The following is a 13,900-nucleotide window of genomic DNA, read 5'->3' on the forward strand; positions in this document are numbered from 1 at the left end:
GCTAGATAAACTAGCGATATGGGCACCCCTCACCACGCGACCGCACGACCGAGCCGATGGCTTCGGATCGGCATCCCGGTCCTCCTCGTCCTCATCTGGCTCGTCGGCGGCTCCGTCGGCGGCCCCTACTTCGGCAAGGTCGACGAAGTGTCGACCAACGATCGTTCGTCGTTCCTGCCGGAAAGCGCCGACGCGACGCAGGTGAACGAGCGTCTCCCCGACTTCCTCGGCGACGACAGCATCCCGGCCGTCGTCGTCGTCACGGGAGACGGCGACCTCACCGAGGAGCAGCTCGCCGATGTGCAGACCCTCGCCGACGACATCGCGGGCCTCGAAGGGGTGCTCGAAGGCACCTCTCCGCCCATCGTGTCCGAAGACGGCGAAGCGGCGCAGGTGTTCGTGCCCGTCGACGCCTCGGGCGAGGTCGGGGAGGTGGTCGGCGAGATCCGGGCGCTGGTCGAGGAGGATCTCGCCTCACCGCTCGAGGGCTGGGTGACCGGACCGGCGGGGTTCACCGCCGATCTCGTCGAAGGCTTCCTCGGGATCGACGGACTGCTGCTCGCGGTCGCCCTCATCGCGGTCTTCATCATCCTGGTGATCGTGTACCGGTCGCCGCTTCTTCCGGTGCTCGTGCTCCTCACCTCGGTCTTCGCGCTGTGCGTCGCGCTGCTCACGGTCTGGTGGCTCGCCAAGGCCGGCATCGTGGTGCTGAACGGCCAGGTGCAAGGCATCCTGTTCATCCTCGTGATCGGCGCCGCGACCGATTACGCGCTGCTCTACACCGCGCGCTTCCGTGAGGCGATCGCCGACGGCGCGGCCCGGTGGGAGGCGACGACCCGCGCCTGGCGAGGGTCGTTCGAACCGATCATCGCCTCCGGCGGAACGGTCATCGCGGGACTCCTCTGCCTGCTGCTCTCCGACCTCGCGACGAACCGCGCACTGGGGCCCATCGCGTCGATCGGCATCGTCTTCTCCGTGCTCTCGGCTCTGACGTTCCTTCCCGCTCTCCTGGCGCTGTTCGGGCGCTCGGCCTTCTGGCCCTTCATTCCCAGGCAGCCGCTGGCGATGATCCCCGACGACCTCACGCAGCCGGTGAAGGGTCTCTGGCCGCGTCAGGCCCGGTTCGTCGCGCGTCACGCGCGCGCCGTGTGGGTCGTGTGCACGATCGTCCTGCTCGTGGGCGCCGTGGGCATCACCCAGCTCAAGGCAGACGGCGTCCCGTCGAGCGAGCTGGTGCTCGGCGAGTCGGAGGCGCGCGATGGACAGGTGGTCCTGGCAGAGCACTTCCCCGCCGGATCCGGAAGTCCCGTCTATGTCGTCGTCCCCGAGGACGAGCTCGCCGGTGCCGTCGAGGTGCTGGATGCCGCCGACGGCATCGAATCGGTCGCCGTGGCATCCGAGGATTCGCCCACCGGCCAGGCGAGCGTCGCGGTCGAGGGTGGCGAGCCCGTCTTCACGGCGGTGGGTCCGCCGGGAACCCCGGCACCCGAGCCCACCGTGTCCGACGGCGATGTGCTCGTCATCGGCACCCTCACGGAGGCCGCCGACTCGCTCGCGGCCGAGGATACGGTGCGGGAGCTCCGGGCCGACCTCGACGAGGAACTCGGTGACGGTGTCGCGATCGTCGGCGGCGAGACCGCGACCGACATCGATTCGAACGACACGTCGATCCGCGACCGGACCGTGATCATCCCCGTCATCCTGGCCGTGATCCTGATCATCCTGATGCTGCTGCTGCGGTCGATCCTCGCCCCCGTGCTGTTGATCGCGACGGTCATCCTGTCGTTCGCGACGGCACTCGGCGTGAGCGCCCTCGTCTTCAACGGGGTCTTCGCCTTCCCCGGCGGCGATCCGGCCGTCCCGCTCTACGGGTTCGTGTTCCTCGTGGCCCTCGGCGTGGACTACAACATCTTCCTGATGTCGCGCGTGCGCGAGGAGTCGCTCGTACACGGGACGAGACCCGGCATCCTGCGCGGGCTCGTCGCGACCGGCGGCGTGATCACCTCGGCGGGTCTGGTGCTCGCGGCGACGTTCGCCGCGCTCGGCGTCATCCCGATCCTGTTCCTCGCGCAGATCGCCTTCATCGTCGCGTTCGGCGTTCTCCTCGACACCTTCGTGGTGCGCTCGCTGCTCGTCCCGGCACTGTCGTACGACATCGGCAAGGCGATCTGGTGGCCGTCGAAGCTGTGGCGCCAGGGTGTGGACGGGGGAGCGGATGCCTCGTCCGCCGAGCCCGGGCGAATCGAATCCACCGCGGCGTCCGCGCCGGCGGACGAGCTGGTGACGGATGACGGCCACCCGCTCACCCGGGAGGAGTACAGGCGTACCCTCGACTCATGAGCAAGGCGCTGTTCATCGTCGACGTCCAGAACGACTTCACCGAGGGCGGGGCGCTGGGGGTGGACGGCGGTGACGCCGTCGCCCAGCGCATCACCCGCTACCTCGAGGCGCATGCCGGCGACTATGCCGTGATCGTGGCCTCTCGCGACTGGCATGACGGCGACAACGACAACGGCGGACATTTCCACGATCAGCCGGACTACGTCGACACCTGGCCCGCGCACTGCGTCAGTGGCACCGAGGGAGCCGAATACGATGCCGGGCTCGACACCACCCCGGTGACGCACCATGTGAAGAAGGGGCAGGGGCGTCCCGCGTACTCCCTGTTCGAGGGAACCACCGACGACGGCGTGACGGTCTCGCACCTGTTGGAGGAGCACGGCGTCGTCGACGTCGACGTGACCGGGATCGCGACGGACTACTGCGTGCGTGCCTCCGCACTGGACGCGATCGAGCACGGACGTCACGTGCGGGTCCTGACGGATCTGGTCGCCGGCGTCGCCGCCGAGTCGAGCGACGCGGCCCTCGCCGAACTCGCCCACGCCGGCGCGGAGCTCGCCGAATCCGGTGTCTGACTCGGCTGTGCCCGTCCGTCGCGTGCTCGCGACCGACGGCGACCGGCTGCGTCAGCTCAGGCTGGAGGCGCTGCAGGATCCCGCAGCGGGCATCGCGTTCCTCGAGTCGTATGAGACGGCGGTGGAACGGCCCCGGGAGTTCTGGGACGATCGGGCCGTCGGCGCGGCCCTCTCCGCGTCAGCGGCTCAATTCGTCGCCGAGCAGGGACAATCGTGGGTCGGCACCGTCACCGTGCTCATCCCCGAGCCCGGTCAGCCGGACTACTTCGGGCGGCTTCGCGAACCCGGGACCGCGCTGGCGGTGGCCGTGTTCATCTCGCAGGGGCACCGCGGCAGAGGCATCCTGGACCGCCTGATCGACGCAGGCGCGCAGTGGGCTCGATCTCAGGGCTGCACCCGGCTGCTCCTCGACGTGCACGAAGACAACGCGCGCGCCCGGGCGGCCTACACGCGGCTCGGATTCGCGCTCACGGGCGGTGCGATCGTGGGGCAGAACGGCCGCGAGGTCGAGATGTCGAAGGATCTCCCTCAACGCCCGAGCAGCGACAGACGCTGAAAGGCGCCCCCGAGGGGACGCCTTCTCGCGTGGGCCCCGTGGGGCTCGAACCCACGACCCGCGGATTAAAAGTCCGATGCTCTACCGACTGAGCTAGAGGCCCGCAGCCTCCAAGCCTACCCAGTGAGAGACATCCGCTCGCCCGCAGCCCGTCAGGGACCGTTTCCGTTCCCGTTGCCGCCGCCGTTTCCGTTCCCGCCGCCGTTGCCGTTGTTGTTGCCGGGGCCGCTGTTGTCGTTGCCGCCGCCGTTGCCGCTCCCGGTGTCGGCGCCGCCGGTGTCTCCGCCGGTGTTCTCCGTCTCCGCGGGCTCCGTCTGCGATGGGCTCGGCTGGGGGGTGGGCTCGTCGACCACGGTCTGGGACGGCTGCGGTTCGGGAATGACGGCGGCCTGGTCAGAGAGCCAGACTGCTGTCGTCACAGCGGCCAGGAGCAGGAGCACGCCGACGATGACGCCGACGACGATCCGCCGTCGGCGGGAGTCCGCAGCGGCCGCCGCAGCAGCGACCGGCGGGGTGGCGGCCGAAGGGGGCAGGGGAGGCGGCGGGCCCGGCAGCACCATCGTCTTGTCCGTCGTGGGGCCTGTCACCGGCGCCGCCGGCGCGAGGGCGCGCGTCGGCCCGGTGAGGAGGGTGGGGGTCTCCTGCGTCGCTTCGTCGGCCAGCGCGGGGGGCAGGGGCGGACCGCCCAGGGCGAGTCGCTCGGCCGTGATGGCGACCTCGAGTGCGGTGGGGCGGTCGTCCGGGCGCATCGCCGTCATGCCGCGCAGGAGTCCGCGCCACTCCGGCTCGAGCGATCCGGGAACCTCGGGCGGAGAGGAGAGCCGGGCGATGACGGTGCCGATGCCCTCGGCATCCGGGAACGGGCGCTCACCCGTGAGCGCCTCCATCAGCAGGAGTCCCAGGGCATAGATGTCGGCCGGCGGAGCGGGTGCTTCACCGCGCGCCTGCTCGGGGGCGACGTAGGCGGCGGTGCCGATGATCATTCCGGGCGTCGTGACGCGCGCCGAGTCGAGGAGGTGAGCGATGCCGAAGTCCGCGAGCTTCGCGCGCCATTCGCGGCCGGGAAGAGGCGACTTCCACAGGAGGACGTTGGACGGCTTGATGTCGCGGTGCACGATTCCCGACGAATGCGCGACGTACAGGGCTTCGGCGAGGTCGACGGCGATCGACGCCGCTTGATCGGGGGGCAGCGGTCCCTCGGCGATGCGCTCGCGCAGTGTGATCCCGTCGACGTACTCCATCACCAGGTAGCTGGTGTCGTCCTCGACGATGTGCGCGTCGAACAACGTCACGAGCCCGTGGTGGTTCAGCGCGGCGAGCAGCGTCGTCTCGGATCGCGCTCGCTCCACCTCCGTGGGGTCGACGCCGCGCAGCACCTTGACTGCGACGGTCCGGCCCAGCGCCTCGTCGTCTGCCCGGTAGACGCGCGCCATTCCGCCTTCGCCGATGCGCTCGCGAAGGATGTAGCGATTACCCAGTATCTCGCCGGTGGACAGTTCACCGGCTTCGCGCAGATCCGCCATGGTCCTCCCCGCCGGGCTCGGCGTCGACGGGAGGAATCGACCGGTCGGGCCCGAACGAATCACGACGTTACTCCGCGGGATATCCCCGCACGACGCCCTTGACGGACCAGGTCCGATCATGCATCGGCGGGCGCGACGAAGCCGCCGGTGCCACCTCGCAAGGCACCGGCGGCTCGCCGCCCCCCTCGGGAGCCGGGTTGAACCCGGCGGCGGGTCACTGAGCCGGAGGCATCAGGACCGCGTCGATGAGGTAGACCGTCGCGTTGGCGGTCTGGACGCCGCCGCAGATGACGTTGGCGTCGTTCACCATGAGCGCGTCGCCCTCGCCGGTCACCTCGACGTCGGCACCCTGGACCGTGGTGTGCGTGCCGCCGATGGCGTCCGGCGCCACCTGGCCGGGCACGACGTGGTAGGTCAGGATCGACGTCAGAGTCTCGGTGTCGGTCTTGAGCGACTCGATCGTCGCCGGGTCGATGGCGGCGAAGGCCTCATCCACCGGTGCGAACACCGTGAACTCGTCGCCGTTGAGCGTGTCGACGAGGTTCACGTCGGGGTTGAGCTGTCCGCTGACGGCCGCGACGAGCGTGGTCAGGAGCGGGTTGTTCGACGCGGCGGTGGCCACAGGGTCCTGAGACATGCCTTCAACCGAGCCGGCGCCGTCCGGCACCGCTTCGGCGTAGTCGGCGCAGCCGGGACCGACGAGGTTGGCGGCCGGGTCCATCTCCTCCATGGGCTCCTCCGACTCCTCGACGGCGGGGGTCGACGGCTCGTCGGACGGCTCGGCGGTCGAGCCGCTCATCGAACAGGCCGAGAGGGCGAATGTGGCGGCGACCGCGAGTGCGAGTCCAGCCGACATCCGCTTCCTGGTGATGCGTGACATGACTTCCTCCTCTGTGAGGTCCGTTCGGACCGTGATCTGCAGGCCCCTGCATGCGGGGTGGTGCCGCAGGAGCGGCTGTACGGGCTGTTCGGAGGGTCCATGCAAACGGATTGGAATTCGTCCGAATCGTGCTGCCCTTTCCTGCTCACGCGCCCGATTCCTTCGACCGCGCGAGCAGGAATCCGCCGCGCGAGCAGGAATCCGCCGCGCGAGCAGGAATCCGCCGCGCGAGCAGGATGCGACCGCGCGCGCAGGATTCGACCGCGCGAGCGCGCGCGACGGGGATGGGGAGGGAGCGGAGGCCGGGGCCAATCCGATCCGCGGGACGGCGGCGAACAACCCTCGTGCATCGCCTACCACACGGCGGCGCGTGGCGAGGGATCGCGAACTGGGGAAGAGGTTTAGGGCATGCTGGTGGACATGGTGATCGACGGGATCGACGTGCCGGAGGACGGCGCCCCGACCGTCGACCATGTCGGCGAACTCCTGCAGCGCGTCGCCCGCGGCGATCAGGGGGCGTTCGCGCGCGTGTACGACCTGCTGTCGCCGCGCGTGTTCGGGCTCATCCTCCGCGTCCTCGTCGACCGGGCGCAGAGCGAGGAAGTCCTCCAGGAGGTCTTCCTCGAAGTGTGGCAATCCGCTTCGCGCTTCACTCCGAACAGGGGACAGGGAAGATCGTGGGTGCTGACGATCGCGCATCGCCGAGCCGTCGACCGGGTCAGGTCGTCGCAGGCGAGCACGGATCGGGACGTGCGTGCGGGCTTCCGGGATCTCGATGTCGCACATGACGGTGTGTCCGAGCAGGCCGAGTTGCGCATCGAGGGACAGAAGGTGGCGGCCGCGCTGACAGCCTTGCCCGAGGCGCAGCGAGAGGCCCTCACGTTGGCCTATTACGGCGGTTACAGTCAGAGCGAGATCGCGGCCCTGGTGGGAGCGCCGCTGGGGACGATCAAGACGAGGATGCGGGACGGCCTGTCCCGACTGAGAGCAGAGATGGGGGTGACGGCGTGATGGACGAACAGGAGTTCGCTGAGCTGGCGGCTGGCTATGTCCTCGGCTCGCTGTCGCCCGAGGACCGCCTCGTCTTCGACGAAGCCCGCGCGACGCATCCCGAGTGGGAGCACTGGATCGTCGAGGACGCGGCGATCGCCGCCGCGCTCGCCGAGGCCGTGCCCGACGCGGCGCCTCCGCTGACGGCACGTTCGACCCTGCTGGCGCGCATCGGCACGATGCCGCAGGTGCCGGCGCTCGAGATCGAGGACCCCGCAGCCGCAGACCCGCTCGCCGGGCCGGTCGAGGTGCCGCCGCTGCCCGAGCTCACCGCGGAGGAGGCATCCGTTCTCCCTCCCGCTCCGCCGGCGACCGACCCCGCGCCGACCACGACGACGATCCAGGCGGTCTCGCGCCGCAACTGGACACGCGGCCTGCTCACGCTGGCGGCCTCGCTCGTCGTGCTCGTGACGCTGGGTTTCGGAGCGGTCACGCTCAACGAGTACGTCAACCGGCCGCCCGAAGTGGTCGCGCTGGACGAGATCGAGTCCGCCCCCGACGCGGAGTCGGCGACGTTCGACCTCGAGGAGGGCGGAACGGCGACAGCCCACTGGTCGGCGTCCATCGGCAAGGCCGTCCTCGTGTCGGACGGGCTGCCCGAGATCGCCGACGACGAGAGCTTCGAGCTGTGGTTCGTGCGCGAGGGCGGCGAGCCGGTGTCCGCCGGCGTCTTCGAGGCGAGCGGTGGCACGTCGACCGCGATCCTCGATGGGGAGCTTCAGCCGGGCGACACGATCGCCGTCACGATCGAGCCGCAGGGCGGATCGCCCGATGGCCAGCCGTCGTCGGATCCCATCATCGCGATCCCGACCGCGTGAGGCACGCGTGCAGACGACACAGACGCTCGTCCATCTCCGGCGCGCTCGAGATCTGATGGACCGGGACTACGCCGAACCGCTCGATGTGCCCACGATGGCCGCCCAGGCCCTCATGTCGCCCGCCCACTTCTCGCGCGAGTTCAAGGCCGCTTACGGTGAGACGCCGTACGCCTACCTCATGACGCGTCGCATCGAGCGCGCGATGGCGCTGCTTCGCAACGGGGTGTCGGTGACGGATGCCTGCACCGCCGTCGGCGCGACGTCGCTGGGGTCGTTCAGTTCGACGTTCACCGAGATCGTCGGCGAGACCCCGAGCGCGTACCGGGCTCGTCCGCACGACGCGGCCGAAGCGATGCCGCTGTGCGTGGCGAAGATCCTGACCCGTCCGCGTCGCTGATCGTGCGCCGTGCGAGCGCCGCGCGGGAACTCCCGCGGCCCCGCTGCGAGTGAGCAGGATCGGAGAAGCGCGGCCACGGATGCCTTCTCTACCGTGGCTCTCATGACCACCATCTCTCTCTCGTACTGCCCCGTCACCGTCGACGACGTGGAGGCGGCGATCCCGTTCTACCGTGACGGCCTGGGTCTCGAGGTCGTCAACGACGTCGCCTACGACGGACACCGCTGGGTGAGCTTCGGCTTCCCCGGGCAGGACGGGCTGGCCCTCGTCCTGTCCGACCCCACTGCCGGCCGTTCGCCGGAGGACGGCGACGCACTCCAGCGTCTCGTCGTGAAGGGGTCCGGTCCCGGGCCTTACGTCTTCTCCACCACCGACATCGACGCGACGTTCGAGAAGCTCCGCGCGTTCGGTGCCGAGGTGCTGCAGGAGCCCATCGAGCAGGCGTGGGGTCCGCGCGACTGCGCGTTCCGCGACCCGTCGGGCAACCACATCCGCATCAACCAGGTGTGACATGTGCCTGCCCTGGGAGGCGCCGCTGCGTGCGACGAGCGCAGGAGACGCGACGACGGGGGGAGCGGATGCCTCGCGCCCGTCGCCCGCTCGTCACGTCTCCTCCCGTCGCTGCGGCGACCCAATCGTCCAGCCGCGGGAGCGCGAGACGCCGGTAGCCTTGCACGGGTGAGCGACGAGTCCAGAGGATTCCACAAGCCCGTGCGCCGGCCGGCCGAGCTGTTCGACCGCCTGTTCGCCGCCGACGACCCGGCGGAGGTCTCTCGCGTCGCCCATTCGACCGCGCACGCCCTGCTCGCACGCGTACGAGCAGACCCCGACGGTCAGGTGGTGGATCGCCTCGTGGCGTTCACCGACCAGCACGGCATCGACGACATCGCCGAGCTGTGGTCGCGCGCGCCGGCGAAGTCCCTCCCCGGCGCGCTGTGGCGGCTGTACCTGCTCCAGCTGATGATCCACGACGATCCGCGCACGGCGGCGCTGCTCTACGAACGTGGCCGGGCCGAGCTCGCATCGGCGGACGAGGTCATCGCGGGAGCTCCGACCCCCGCCGGACCCGACGAGCTCGTGGCGCTCGTCGATCAGATCCTGCGCGGGCTCTTCGAGGGCGACTTCGCCGTCGCGCTCGACCGCGCCGCCGCGTTCTGCCGCGTCCAGGCATCGGGCGCCACGCACCTCGCCGACGACTACGAGGCCACCGAGCCGCAGCGTGCGTCGACGTTCACGACGCGCGCCCTGCGGCTGAGCGACTACGCCGCCGACCTCGCCGCGTGCGCCGCGCTCTGGCGGCGAGACGCGCTGAGCTGAAGCTGCGCCCCTCGCACGGGCGGGGGAGAAACGATCCGACGCAGCGCGTGCCCGACACGATGGTGCCGGGCCGCAGAACGCCCGGTGCGGGTGGCCGCTTCGCGGGAGAGTCGTTCTGGTGCCCGACACGATGGTGCCGGGCCGCAGAACGCCCGGTGCGGGTGGCCGCTTCGCGGGAGAGTCGTTCTGGTGCCCGACACGATGGTGCCGGGCCGCAGAACGCCTCTCGGCGCAAGGCCGCTCGCAGCGGCAGAAGATGGAGCCCGGGGTTACTGCGGCCCGGCCGATCCAGTGTAACCGAGGCGGGGCCCGCGGCATTCCCGCGCGTAGGCTCTTGACATGACTTGGCGTTTCGCTCTCGTGCTCGAGCCCGCGGCATCCGACGACTCCCGCACCGACTTCGCCGACGGGTTCCGCGAGATCGACCCGTCGGCGCCCGCTCTCAGCGTCGGCGAGCTGAGTACGCAGCGCGGCGACGGCATCTTCGAGTCGATCGGCGTCGTGAACGGGCACGCGCAGGAGGTCGGTGCCCACCTCGAGCGACTGGCGCACTCGGCGGGACTGTGCGACCTTCCGGCACCGAATCTCGCGCAGTGGCGGCAGGCCGTCGAGGTGGCGGCGTCGCACTGCCCGTCGGACGGCGAGGGCGTGATCAAGCTCATCCTCAGCCGCGGGGTGGAGCACGGCCCCGCCCCGACGGCATGGGTGACGGCGGCGCAGGCCGCCGACAACACGGCGGCGCGGGAGCGCGGCGTGCGCCTCGTCACGCTCGACCGCGGGTACTCACTTGACACGCCCGCTCGCGCGCCGTGGCTGCTCCTCGGGGCGAAGACGCTGTCGTACGCGGTCAACATGGCCGCGATCCGCGAAGCCAAGCGCCGTGGCGCCGACGATGCGATCTTCGTCTCGTCCGACGGCTTCGTGCTCGAGGCCCCGACCGCGTCGCTCGTCCTCCGCAAGGACGGCCGCTTCATCACGCCCGCCCCGAACGCCGGCATCCTGCACGGCACAACCCAGCTCAGCCTCTTCGATCACCTCACGGAGCTCGGCCACGAGACGGCGTACGAAACGGTTCCCGTGTCGGCGCTGGCGGGGGCGGATGCCGCGTGGCTGCTGTCGAGCGTGCGATTGGCCGCCCCGATCACCGCGGTCGACGGCGCCGAGATGCCCGTGGACCGCGAGTCGACGGCATCCTTCAACGACTACCTGTTGAGCCCCCGCGACTGACCCCGACCCGTGCGACTCCCCACCCGCCCGACTCCCCACCCGCCCGATTTCCCACCCGCCCGATTTCCCACCCGCGGCGATCGCCCGCGCCACGCGGCGCAAGTCGCGCCCTGCGGCGTTCGTGTGGACGCGCAGCCCGTCCAGCTCGCCCGGCGTCAGCACCCCTCGTCGCCGAGCCGACCCGAGGGTGACGAAGAACTGCTCGACACCTCGGCACCAGAGGATCCGCCGAAGACCCCGAAGAAGCGAGGGGATGCGCGGGTCGAGAGAATGGGCGCCGAGGGCGAGGACCCCGGCGTCTGGGCCTATCCGAACCGGCCCGAGACGTAGTCCTCGGTCGCCTGCACGGCCGGAGTCGTGAAGATCGACCTCGTGTCGTCGTACTCGATGAGCTTGCCCGGCTTGCCGGTGCCGGCGATGTTGAAGAACGCCGTCTTGTCGCTCACGCGCGAGGCCTGCTGCATGTTGTGGGTCACGATGACGACGGTGTAGTCGTTCTTCAGCTCGCCGATCAGCTCCTCGATCGCGTAGGTCGAGATCGGGTCGAGTGCCGAGCACGGCTCGTCCATGAGGATGACCTCGGGGGAGACGGCGATCGCACGAGCGATGCACAGACGCTGCTGCTGCCCGCCCGAAAGCCCCGAGCCGGGCTTGTCGAGGCGATCCTTGACCTCGTTCCAGAGGTTGGCGCCCCGCAGCGACTTCTCCACGAGCGCGTCGGAGTCGGACTTGGCCATGCGCTTGTTGTTCAGCTTCACCCCGGCCAGCACGTTCTCGCGGATCGACATCGTCGGGAACGGGTTGGGCCGCTGGAAGACCATGCCCACCTGGCGGCGGACGAGAACGGGATCGACGTTGGGGCCGTACAGGTCGTCGCCGTCGAGCAGCACCTTGCCCTCGACGCGCGCGCCGGGGATGACTTCGTGCATGCGGTTGAGGGTGCGCAGGAACGTCGACTTGCCGCAGCCGGACGGGCCGATGAACGCGGTGACGCTGCGGGGTTCGATGTCGAGCGACACGCCCTCGACGGCCAGGAAGTCGCCGTAGTAGACGTTCAGATCGTTGACTTCGATGCTCTTGGACACGATTCCTCTGATTTCGCTTCGGGAGGTATGCGGGGGCTCAGCGGCCCAGCTTGGGGGAGAAGATCTTCGCGACCAGGCGCGCGACCAGGTTCAGCACCATCACGATGACGATGAGCACCAGCGCGGCGGCCCAGGCGCGGTCGTGGTAGGCCTGCACGGGAATGCCGGCGTACATGTACTGCGTGTAGGCGAAGACCGGGAGCGTCATCATTCGTCCCTCGAACAGGTTGTAGTTCATGGACGTCGCGACGCCGGCGGTGAGCAGCAGCGGCGCCGTCTCGCCGATGACCCGCGAGATCGACAGCATGACACCCGTCGTGATGCCCGCGATCGACGTGGGCAGCACGACCTTCGCGATCGTGAGCCACTTCGGCACGCCGAGCGCGTACGCCGCCTCGCGCAGCTCGTTCGGGACGAGCCGCAGCATCTCCTCGCTCGAGCGCACGACGACCGGGATCATCAGCACCGACAGGGCGATCGAGCCCATGATGCCCATGCGGATCCCCGGCCCGAGGAACAGGGCGAACAGGGCGTACGCGAAAAGGCCCGCGACGATCGACGGGATGCCGGTCATGACGTCGACGAGGAAGGTGATGCCCTGCGCCAGACGCTTCCCGGCGCCGTACTCGACCAGGTAGATCGCGGTGAAGATGCCGATCGGGATCGAGATGATCGCGGCGGCGAGTGTGATGAGGAGCGTGCCGACGATGGCGTGCAGCGCGCCGCCGCCCTCACCGACGACGTTGCGCATGGAGCTGTTGAAGAACTCGGCCGAGAGTCCGGCGACGCCGTTGACGAGTACCGTCCAGGCGACGGACACGAGCGGCACCATCGCGATGGCGAACGCCACGGTGACGACGCCGGTCACGAGCCGGTCGACTCCTTTTCGGCGACCCTCGACCAGCGATGAGATCAGCGTGATGAGCGCCAGGTAGACCAGGGCCGTGACCACAGCCCAGCCTGCGATGCTGAACTCCGACCCGTTGGCCATCGAGAGGACGCCGAAGACGAGCGCGGTGATGCCCGCGCTCGCACCGAGCAGCCCCCACGGCGCCCACGCGGGGAGATGTCCGCTGGTCAGCCGCTGGTGCTCGCGAACGGGCGCGGGCGGGGGTGCCTGGGTGACGGGAGCGGTCGTGATGGTCATGTCAGTTGGCTCCCGAGAATTCCTTGCGCCGGCTGACGATCCAGCGTGCAACCGCGTTCACGGCGAAGGTGACGATGAAGAGGATGAGGCCCGTGGCGATCAGGACGTTGATGTTCGTCCCGTAGGCCTCGGGGAAGGTCAGCGCGATGTTCGCGGGGATCGTGCTGGGGTTCTCGGCGGTGAAGAGCTGGAAGGTGACGACGCCGGTGGCGGAGAGCACCATGGCGACCGCCATCGTCTCGCCCAGCGCGCGCCCGAGGCCCAGCATGGATGCGGAGATGATGCCGCTGCGACCGAACGGGAAGACAGCCATATTGATCATCTCCCAGCGCGTCGCGCCCAAGGCGAGGGCCGCTTCCTCATGCAGGACCGGCGTCTGGAGGAAGATCTCACGACAGATCGCCGTGATGATCGGCACGATCATCACGGCGAGCACGATGGCGGCCGTGAAGATGGTCCTGCCCGTGGCCGAGACCGTCCCGCCGAACAGCGGGAACCAGCCCATGTTGGTGTTGAGCCACACGTAGACGGGCTGGACGGCGGGCGCGAGCACCATGATTCCCCACAGGCCGAAGACCACGGAGGGAACTGCGGCCAGCAGGTCGACGATGTAGCCCAGGGTCTGTGCGAGACGCCGCGGAGCGTAGTGCGAGATGAACAGCGCGACCGAGACAGCAAGCGGCACAGCCATCACGAGGGCGAGGAACGAAGCCCACACGGTACCGAACGCCAGCGGCCAGACATATGCCCAGAAGTTCGTCGACAGGATCGATGCGGTCTCGCTGGTCGCGGTGAGGCCGGGGATCGACTGGACGATCAGGAAGATCGTGACGGCGGCGAGCGTCACCAGGATCATCGAGCCCGCGGCGAGCGCCGTGCCCGAGAACCAGCGGTCGCCCGGCCGCTGCTTGACCTTGCCCGCGGCCGGGGCGGTCGTCGTGGTCATGGTGTCCTTCTGGTTCGGGTCGTACGGGGTGAGACCCGC

Annotated in this window: 14 protein-coding genes and 1 tRNA gene; 9 read left to right on the forward strand and 6 right to left on the reverse strand. The window is 69.7% G+C overall.

All coding sequences use genetic code 11. The annotated features are described in order from the left end of the window. Positions 1-18: 18 nt before the first annotated feature. Genes HF323_RS02775 through HF323_RS02785 form a run of 3 tightly spaced genes read left to right on the forward strand, consistent with a single transcriptional unit; the run spans position 19 to position 3,471 of the window. Positions 19-2,340, forward strand: a complete 2,322-nt coding sequence (locus HF323_RS02775) for an efflux RND transporter permease subunit (protein ID WP_169581022.1) — start codon at positions 19-21, stop codon at positions 2,338-2,340. Further along, positions 2,337-2,915: an isochorismatase family protein gene (locus HF323_RS02780; RefSeq protein ID WP_169581023.1), complete on the forward strand. Its 579-nt coding sequence runs from the start codon at positions 2,337-2,339 to the stop codon at positions 2,913-2,915. Before HF323_RS02775 ends, HF323_RS02780 begins: the two co-directional genes overlap by 4 nt. Next, on the forward strand, positions 2,908-3,471 hold the full coding sequence (locus HF323_RS02785; RefSeq protein WP_317450972.1) for a GNAT family N-acetyltransferase: 564 nt from the start codon (positions 2,908-2,910) through the stop codon (positions 3,469-3,471). Before HF323_RS02780 ends, HF323_RS02785 begins: the two co-directional genes overlap by 8 nt. A gap of 30 nt (positions 3,472-3,501) precedes the next feature. On the opposite strand, the gene HF323_RS02790 is transcribed toward HF323_RS02785, so the two are convergent. The 3 genes from HF323_RS02790 to HF323_RS02800 form a co-directional block, all read right to left on the reverse strand. After that, positions 3,502-3,574: transfer RNA gene (locus HF323_RS02790), tRNA-Lys, on the reverse strand. Between the two features lie 49 nt (positions 3,575-3,623). Continuing rightward, positions 3,624-4,994, reverse strand: coding sequence for a serine/threonine-protein kinase (locus HF323_RS02795; protein WP_169581024.1), 1,371 nt, complete (start codon positions 4,992-4,994; stop codon positions 3,624-3,626). Between the two features lie 214 nt (positions 4,995-5,208). Then, entirely contained in the window at positions 5,209-5,874 is a 666-nt protein-coding gene (locus tag HF323_RS02800; RefSeq protein WP_223169125.1) for a fasciclin domain-containing protein, read from the reverse strand. Between the two features lie 408 nt (positions 5,875-6,282). Between HF323_RS02800 and sigK the strand changes: the two genes are divergently transcribed. The 6 genes from sigK to HF323_RS02830 all read left to right on the forward strand — a co-directional run bounded on the left by sigK (position 6,283) and on the right by HF323_RS02830 (position 10,683). Continuing rightward, entirely contained in the window at positions 6,283-6,885 is a 603-nt protein-coding gene (gene sigK / locus HF323_RS02805) for an ECF RNA polymerase sigma factor SigK (RefSeq protein ID WP_188241630.1), read from the forward strand. Continuing rightward, positions 6,885-7,742, forward strand: coding sequence for an anti-sigma factor (locus HF323_RS02810; RefSeq protein WP_169581349.1), 858 nt, complete (start codon positions 6,885-6,887; stop codon positions 7,740-7,742). Before sigK ends, HF323_RS02810 begins: the two co-directional genes overlap by 1 nt. Positions 7,743-7,797: 55 nt before the next feature. Continuing rightward, positions 7,798-8,139, forward strand: coding sequence for a helix-turn-helix transcriptional regulator (locus tag HF323_RS02815; protein WP_169581350.1), 342 nt, complete (start codon positions 7,798-7,800; stop codon positions 8,137-8,139). 102 nt (positions 8,140-8,241) lie between these two features. After that, positions 8,242-8,649, forward strand: coding sequence for a VOC family protein (locus HF323_RS02820; RefSeq protein ID WP_169581025.1), 408 nt, complete (start codon positions 8,242-8,244; stop codon positions 8,647-8,649). Between the two features lie 168 nt (positions 8,650-8,817). After that, complete coding sequence (locus HF323_RS02825; RefSeq protein ID WP_169581026.1) at positions 8,818-9,456, forward strand: DNA-directed RNA polymerase subunit beta; 639 nt, start codon at positions 8,818-8,820, stop codon at positions 9,454-9,456. A gap of 339 nt (positions 9,457-9,795) precedes the next feature. Continuing rightward, positions 9,796-10,683 carry an aminodeoxychorismate lyase gene (locus HF323_RS02830; protein WP_169581027.1) on the forward strand — a complete coding sequence of 296 codons (888 nt, stop codon included), beginning with the start codon at positions 9,796-9,798 and terminating at the stop codon, positions 10,681-10,683. A gap of 305 nt (positions 10,684-10,988) precedes the next feature. Here HF323_RS02830 and pstB read toward each other — a convergent pair whose 3' ends face one another. Genes pstB through pstC form a run of 3 tightly spaced genes read right to left on the reverse strand, consistent with a single transcriptional unit; the run spans position 10,989 to position 13,861 of the window. Continuing rightward, positions 10,989-11,768 (reverse strand): phosphate ABC transporter ATP-binding protein PstB, encoded by a 780-nt coding sequence (pstB, locus tag HF323_RS02835; protein WP_169581028.1) that lies wholly within the window; start codon positions 11,766-11,768, stop codon positions 10,989-10,991. 37 nt (positions 11,769-11,805) lie between these two features. Further along, entirely contained in the window at positions 11,806-12,915 is a 1,110-nt protein-coding gene (gene pstA, locus HF323_RS02840) for a phosphate ABC transporter permease PstA (protein ID WP_169581029.1), read from the reverse strand. 1 nt (position 12,916) lies between these two features. After that, positions 12,917-13,861: a phosphate ABC transporter permease subunit PstC gene (gene pstC / locus HF323_RS02845; protein WP_169581030.1), complete on the reverse strand. Its 945-nt coding sequence runs from the start codon at positions 13,859-13,861 to the stop codon at positions 12,917-12,919. Positions 13,862-13,900 lie beyond the last annotated feature (39 nt).

Source organism: Microbacterium sp. MF43 (assembly GCF_012847295.1).
Lineage (GTDB): Bacteria > Actinomycetota > Actinomycetes > Actinomycetales > Microbacteriaceae > Microbacterium.

Excerpts from the sequence above, each read along its gene's own strand:
- HF323_RS02815 (WP_169581350.1), top strand. The coding sequence starts at position 7,798 with ATGGACCGGGACTACGCCGAACCGCTCGATGTGCCCACGATGGCCGCC.
- HF323_RS02820 (WP_169581025.1), top strand. The coding sequence starts at position 8,242 with ATGACCACCATCTCTCTCTCGTACTGCCCCGTCACCGTCGACGACGTG.
- HF323_RS02830 (WP_169581027.1), top strand. The coding sequence starts at position 9,796 with ATGACTTGGCGTTTCGCTCTCGTGCTCGAGCCCGCGGCATCCGACGAC.
- HF323_RS02795 (WP_169581024.1), bottom strand. The coding sequence starts at position 4,994 with ATGGCGGATCTGCGCGAAGCCGGTGAACTGTCCACCGGCGAGATACTG.
- HF323_RS02780 (WP_169581023.1), top strand. The coding sequence starts at position 2,337 with ATGAGCAAGGCGCTGTTCATCGTCGACGTCCAGAACGACTTCACCGAG.
- pstC (WP_169581030.1), bottom strand. The coding sequence starts at position 13,861 with ATGACCACGACGACCGCCCCGGCCGCGGGCAAGGTCAAGCAGCGGCCG.
- HF323_RS02775 (WP_169581022.1), top strand. The coding sequence starts at position 19 with ATGGGCACCCCTCACCACGCGACCGCACGACCGAGCCGATGGCTTCGG.
- pstA (WP_169581029.1), bottom strand. The coding sequence starts at position 12,915 with ATGACCATCACGACCGCTCCCGTCACCCAGGCACCCCCGCCCGCGCCC.
- sigK (WP_188241630.1), top strand. The coding sequence starts at position 6,283 with ATGCTGGTGGACATGGTGATCGACGGGATCGACGTGCCGGAGGACGGC.
- HF323_RS02810 (WP_169581349.1), top strand. The coding sequence starts at position 6,885 with ATGGACGAACAGGAGTTCGCTGAGCTGGCGGCTGGCTATGTCCTCGGC.
- HF323_RS02800 (WP_223169125.1), bottom strand. The coding sequence starts at position 5,874 with ATGTCACGCATCACCAGGAAGCGGATGTCGGCTGGACTCGCACTCGCG.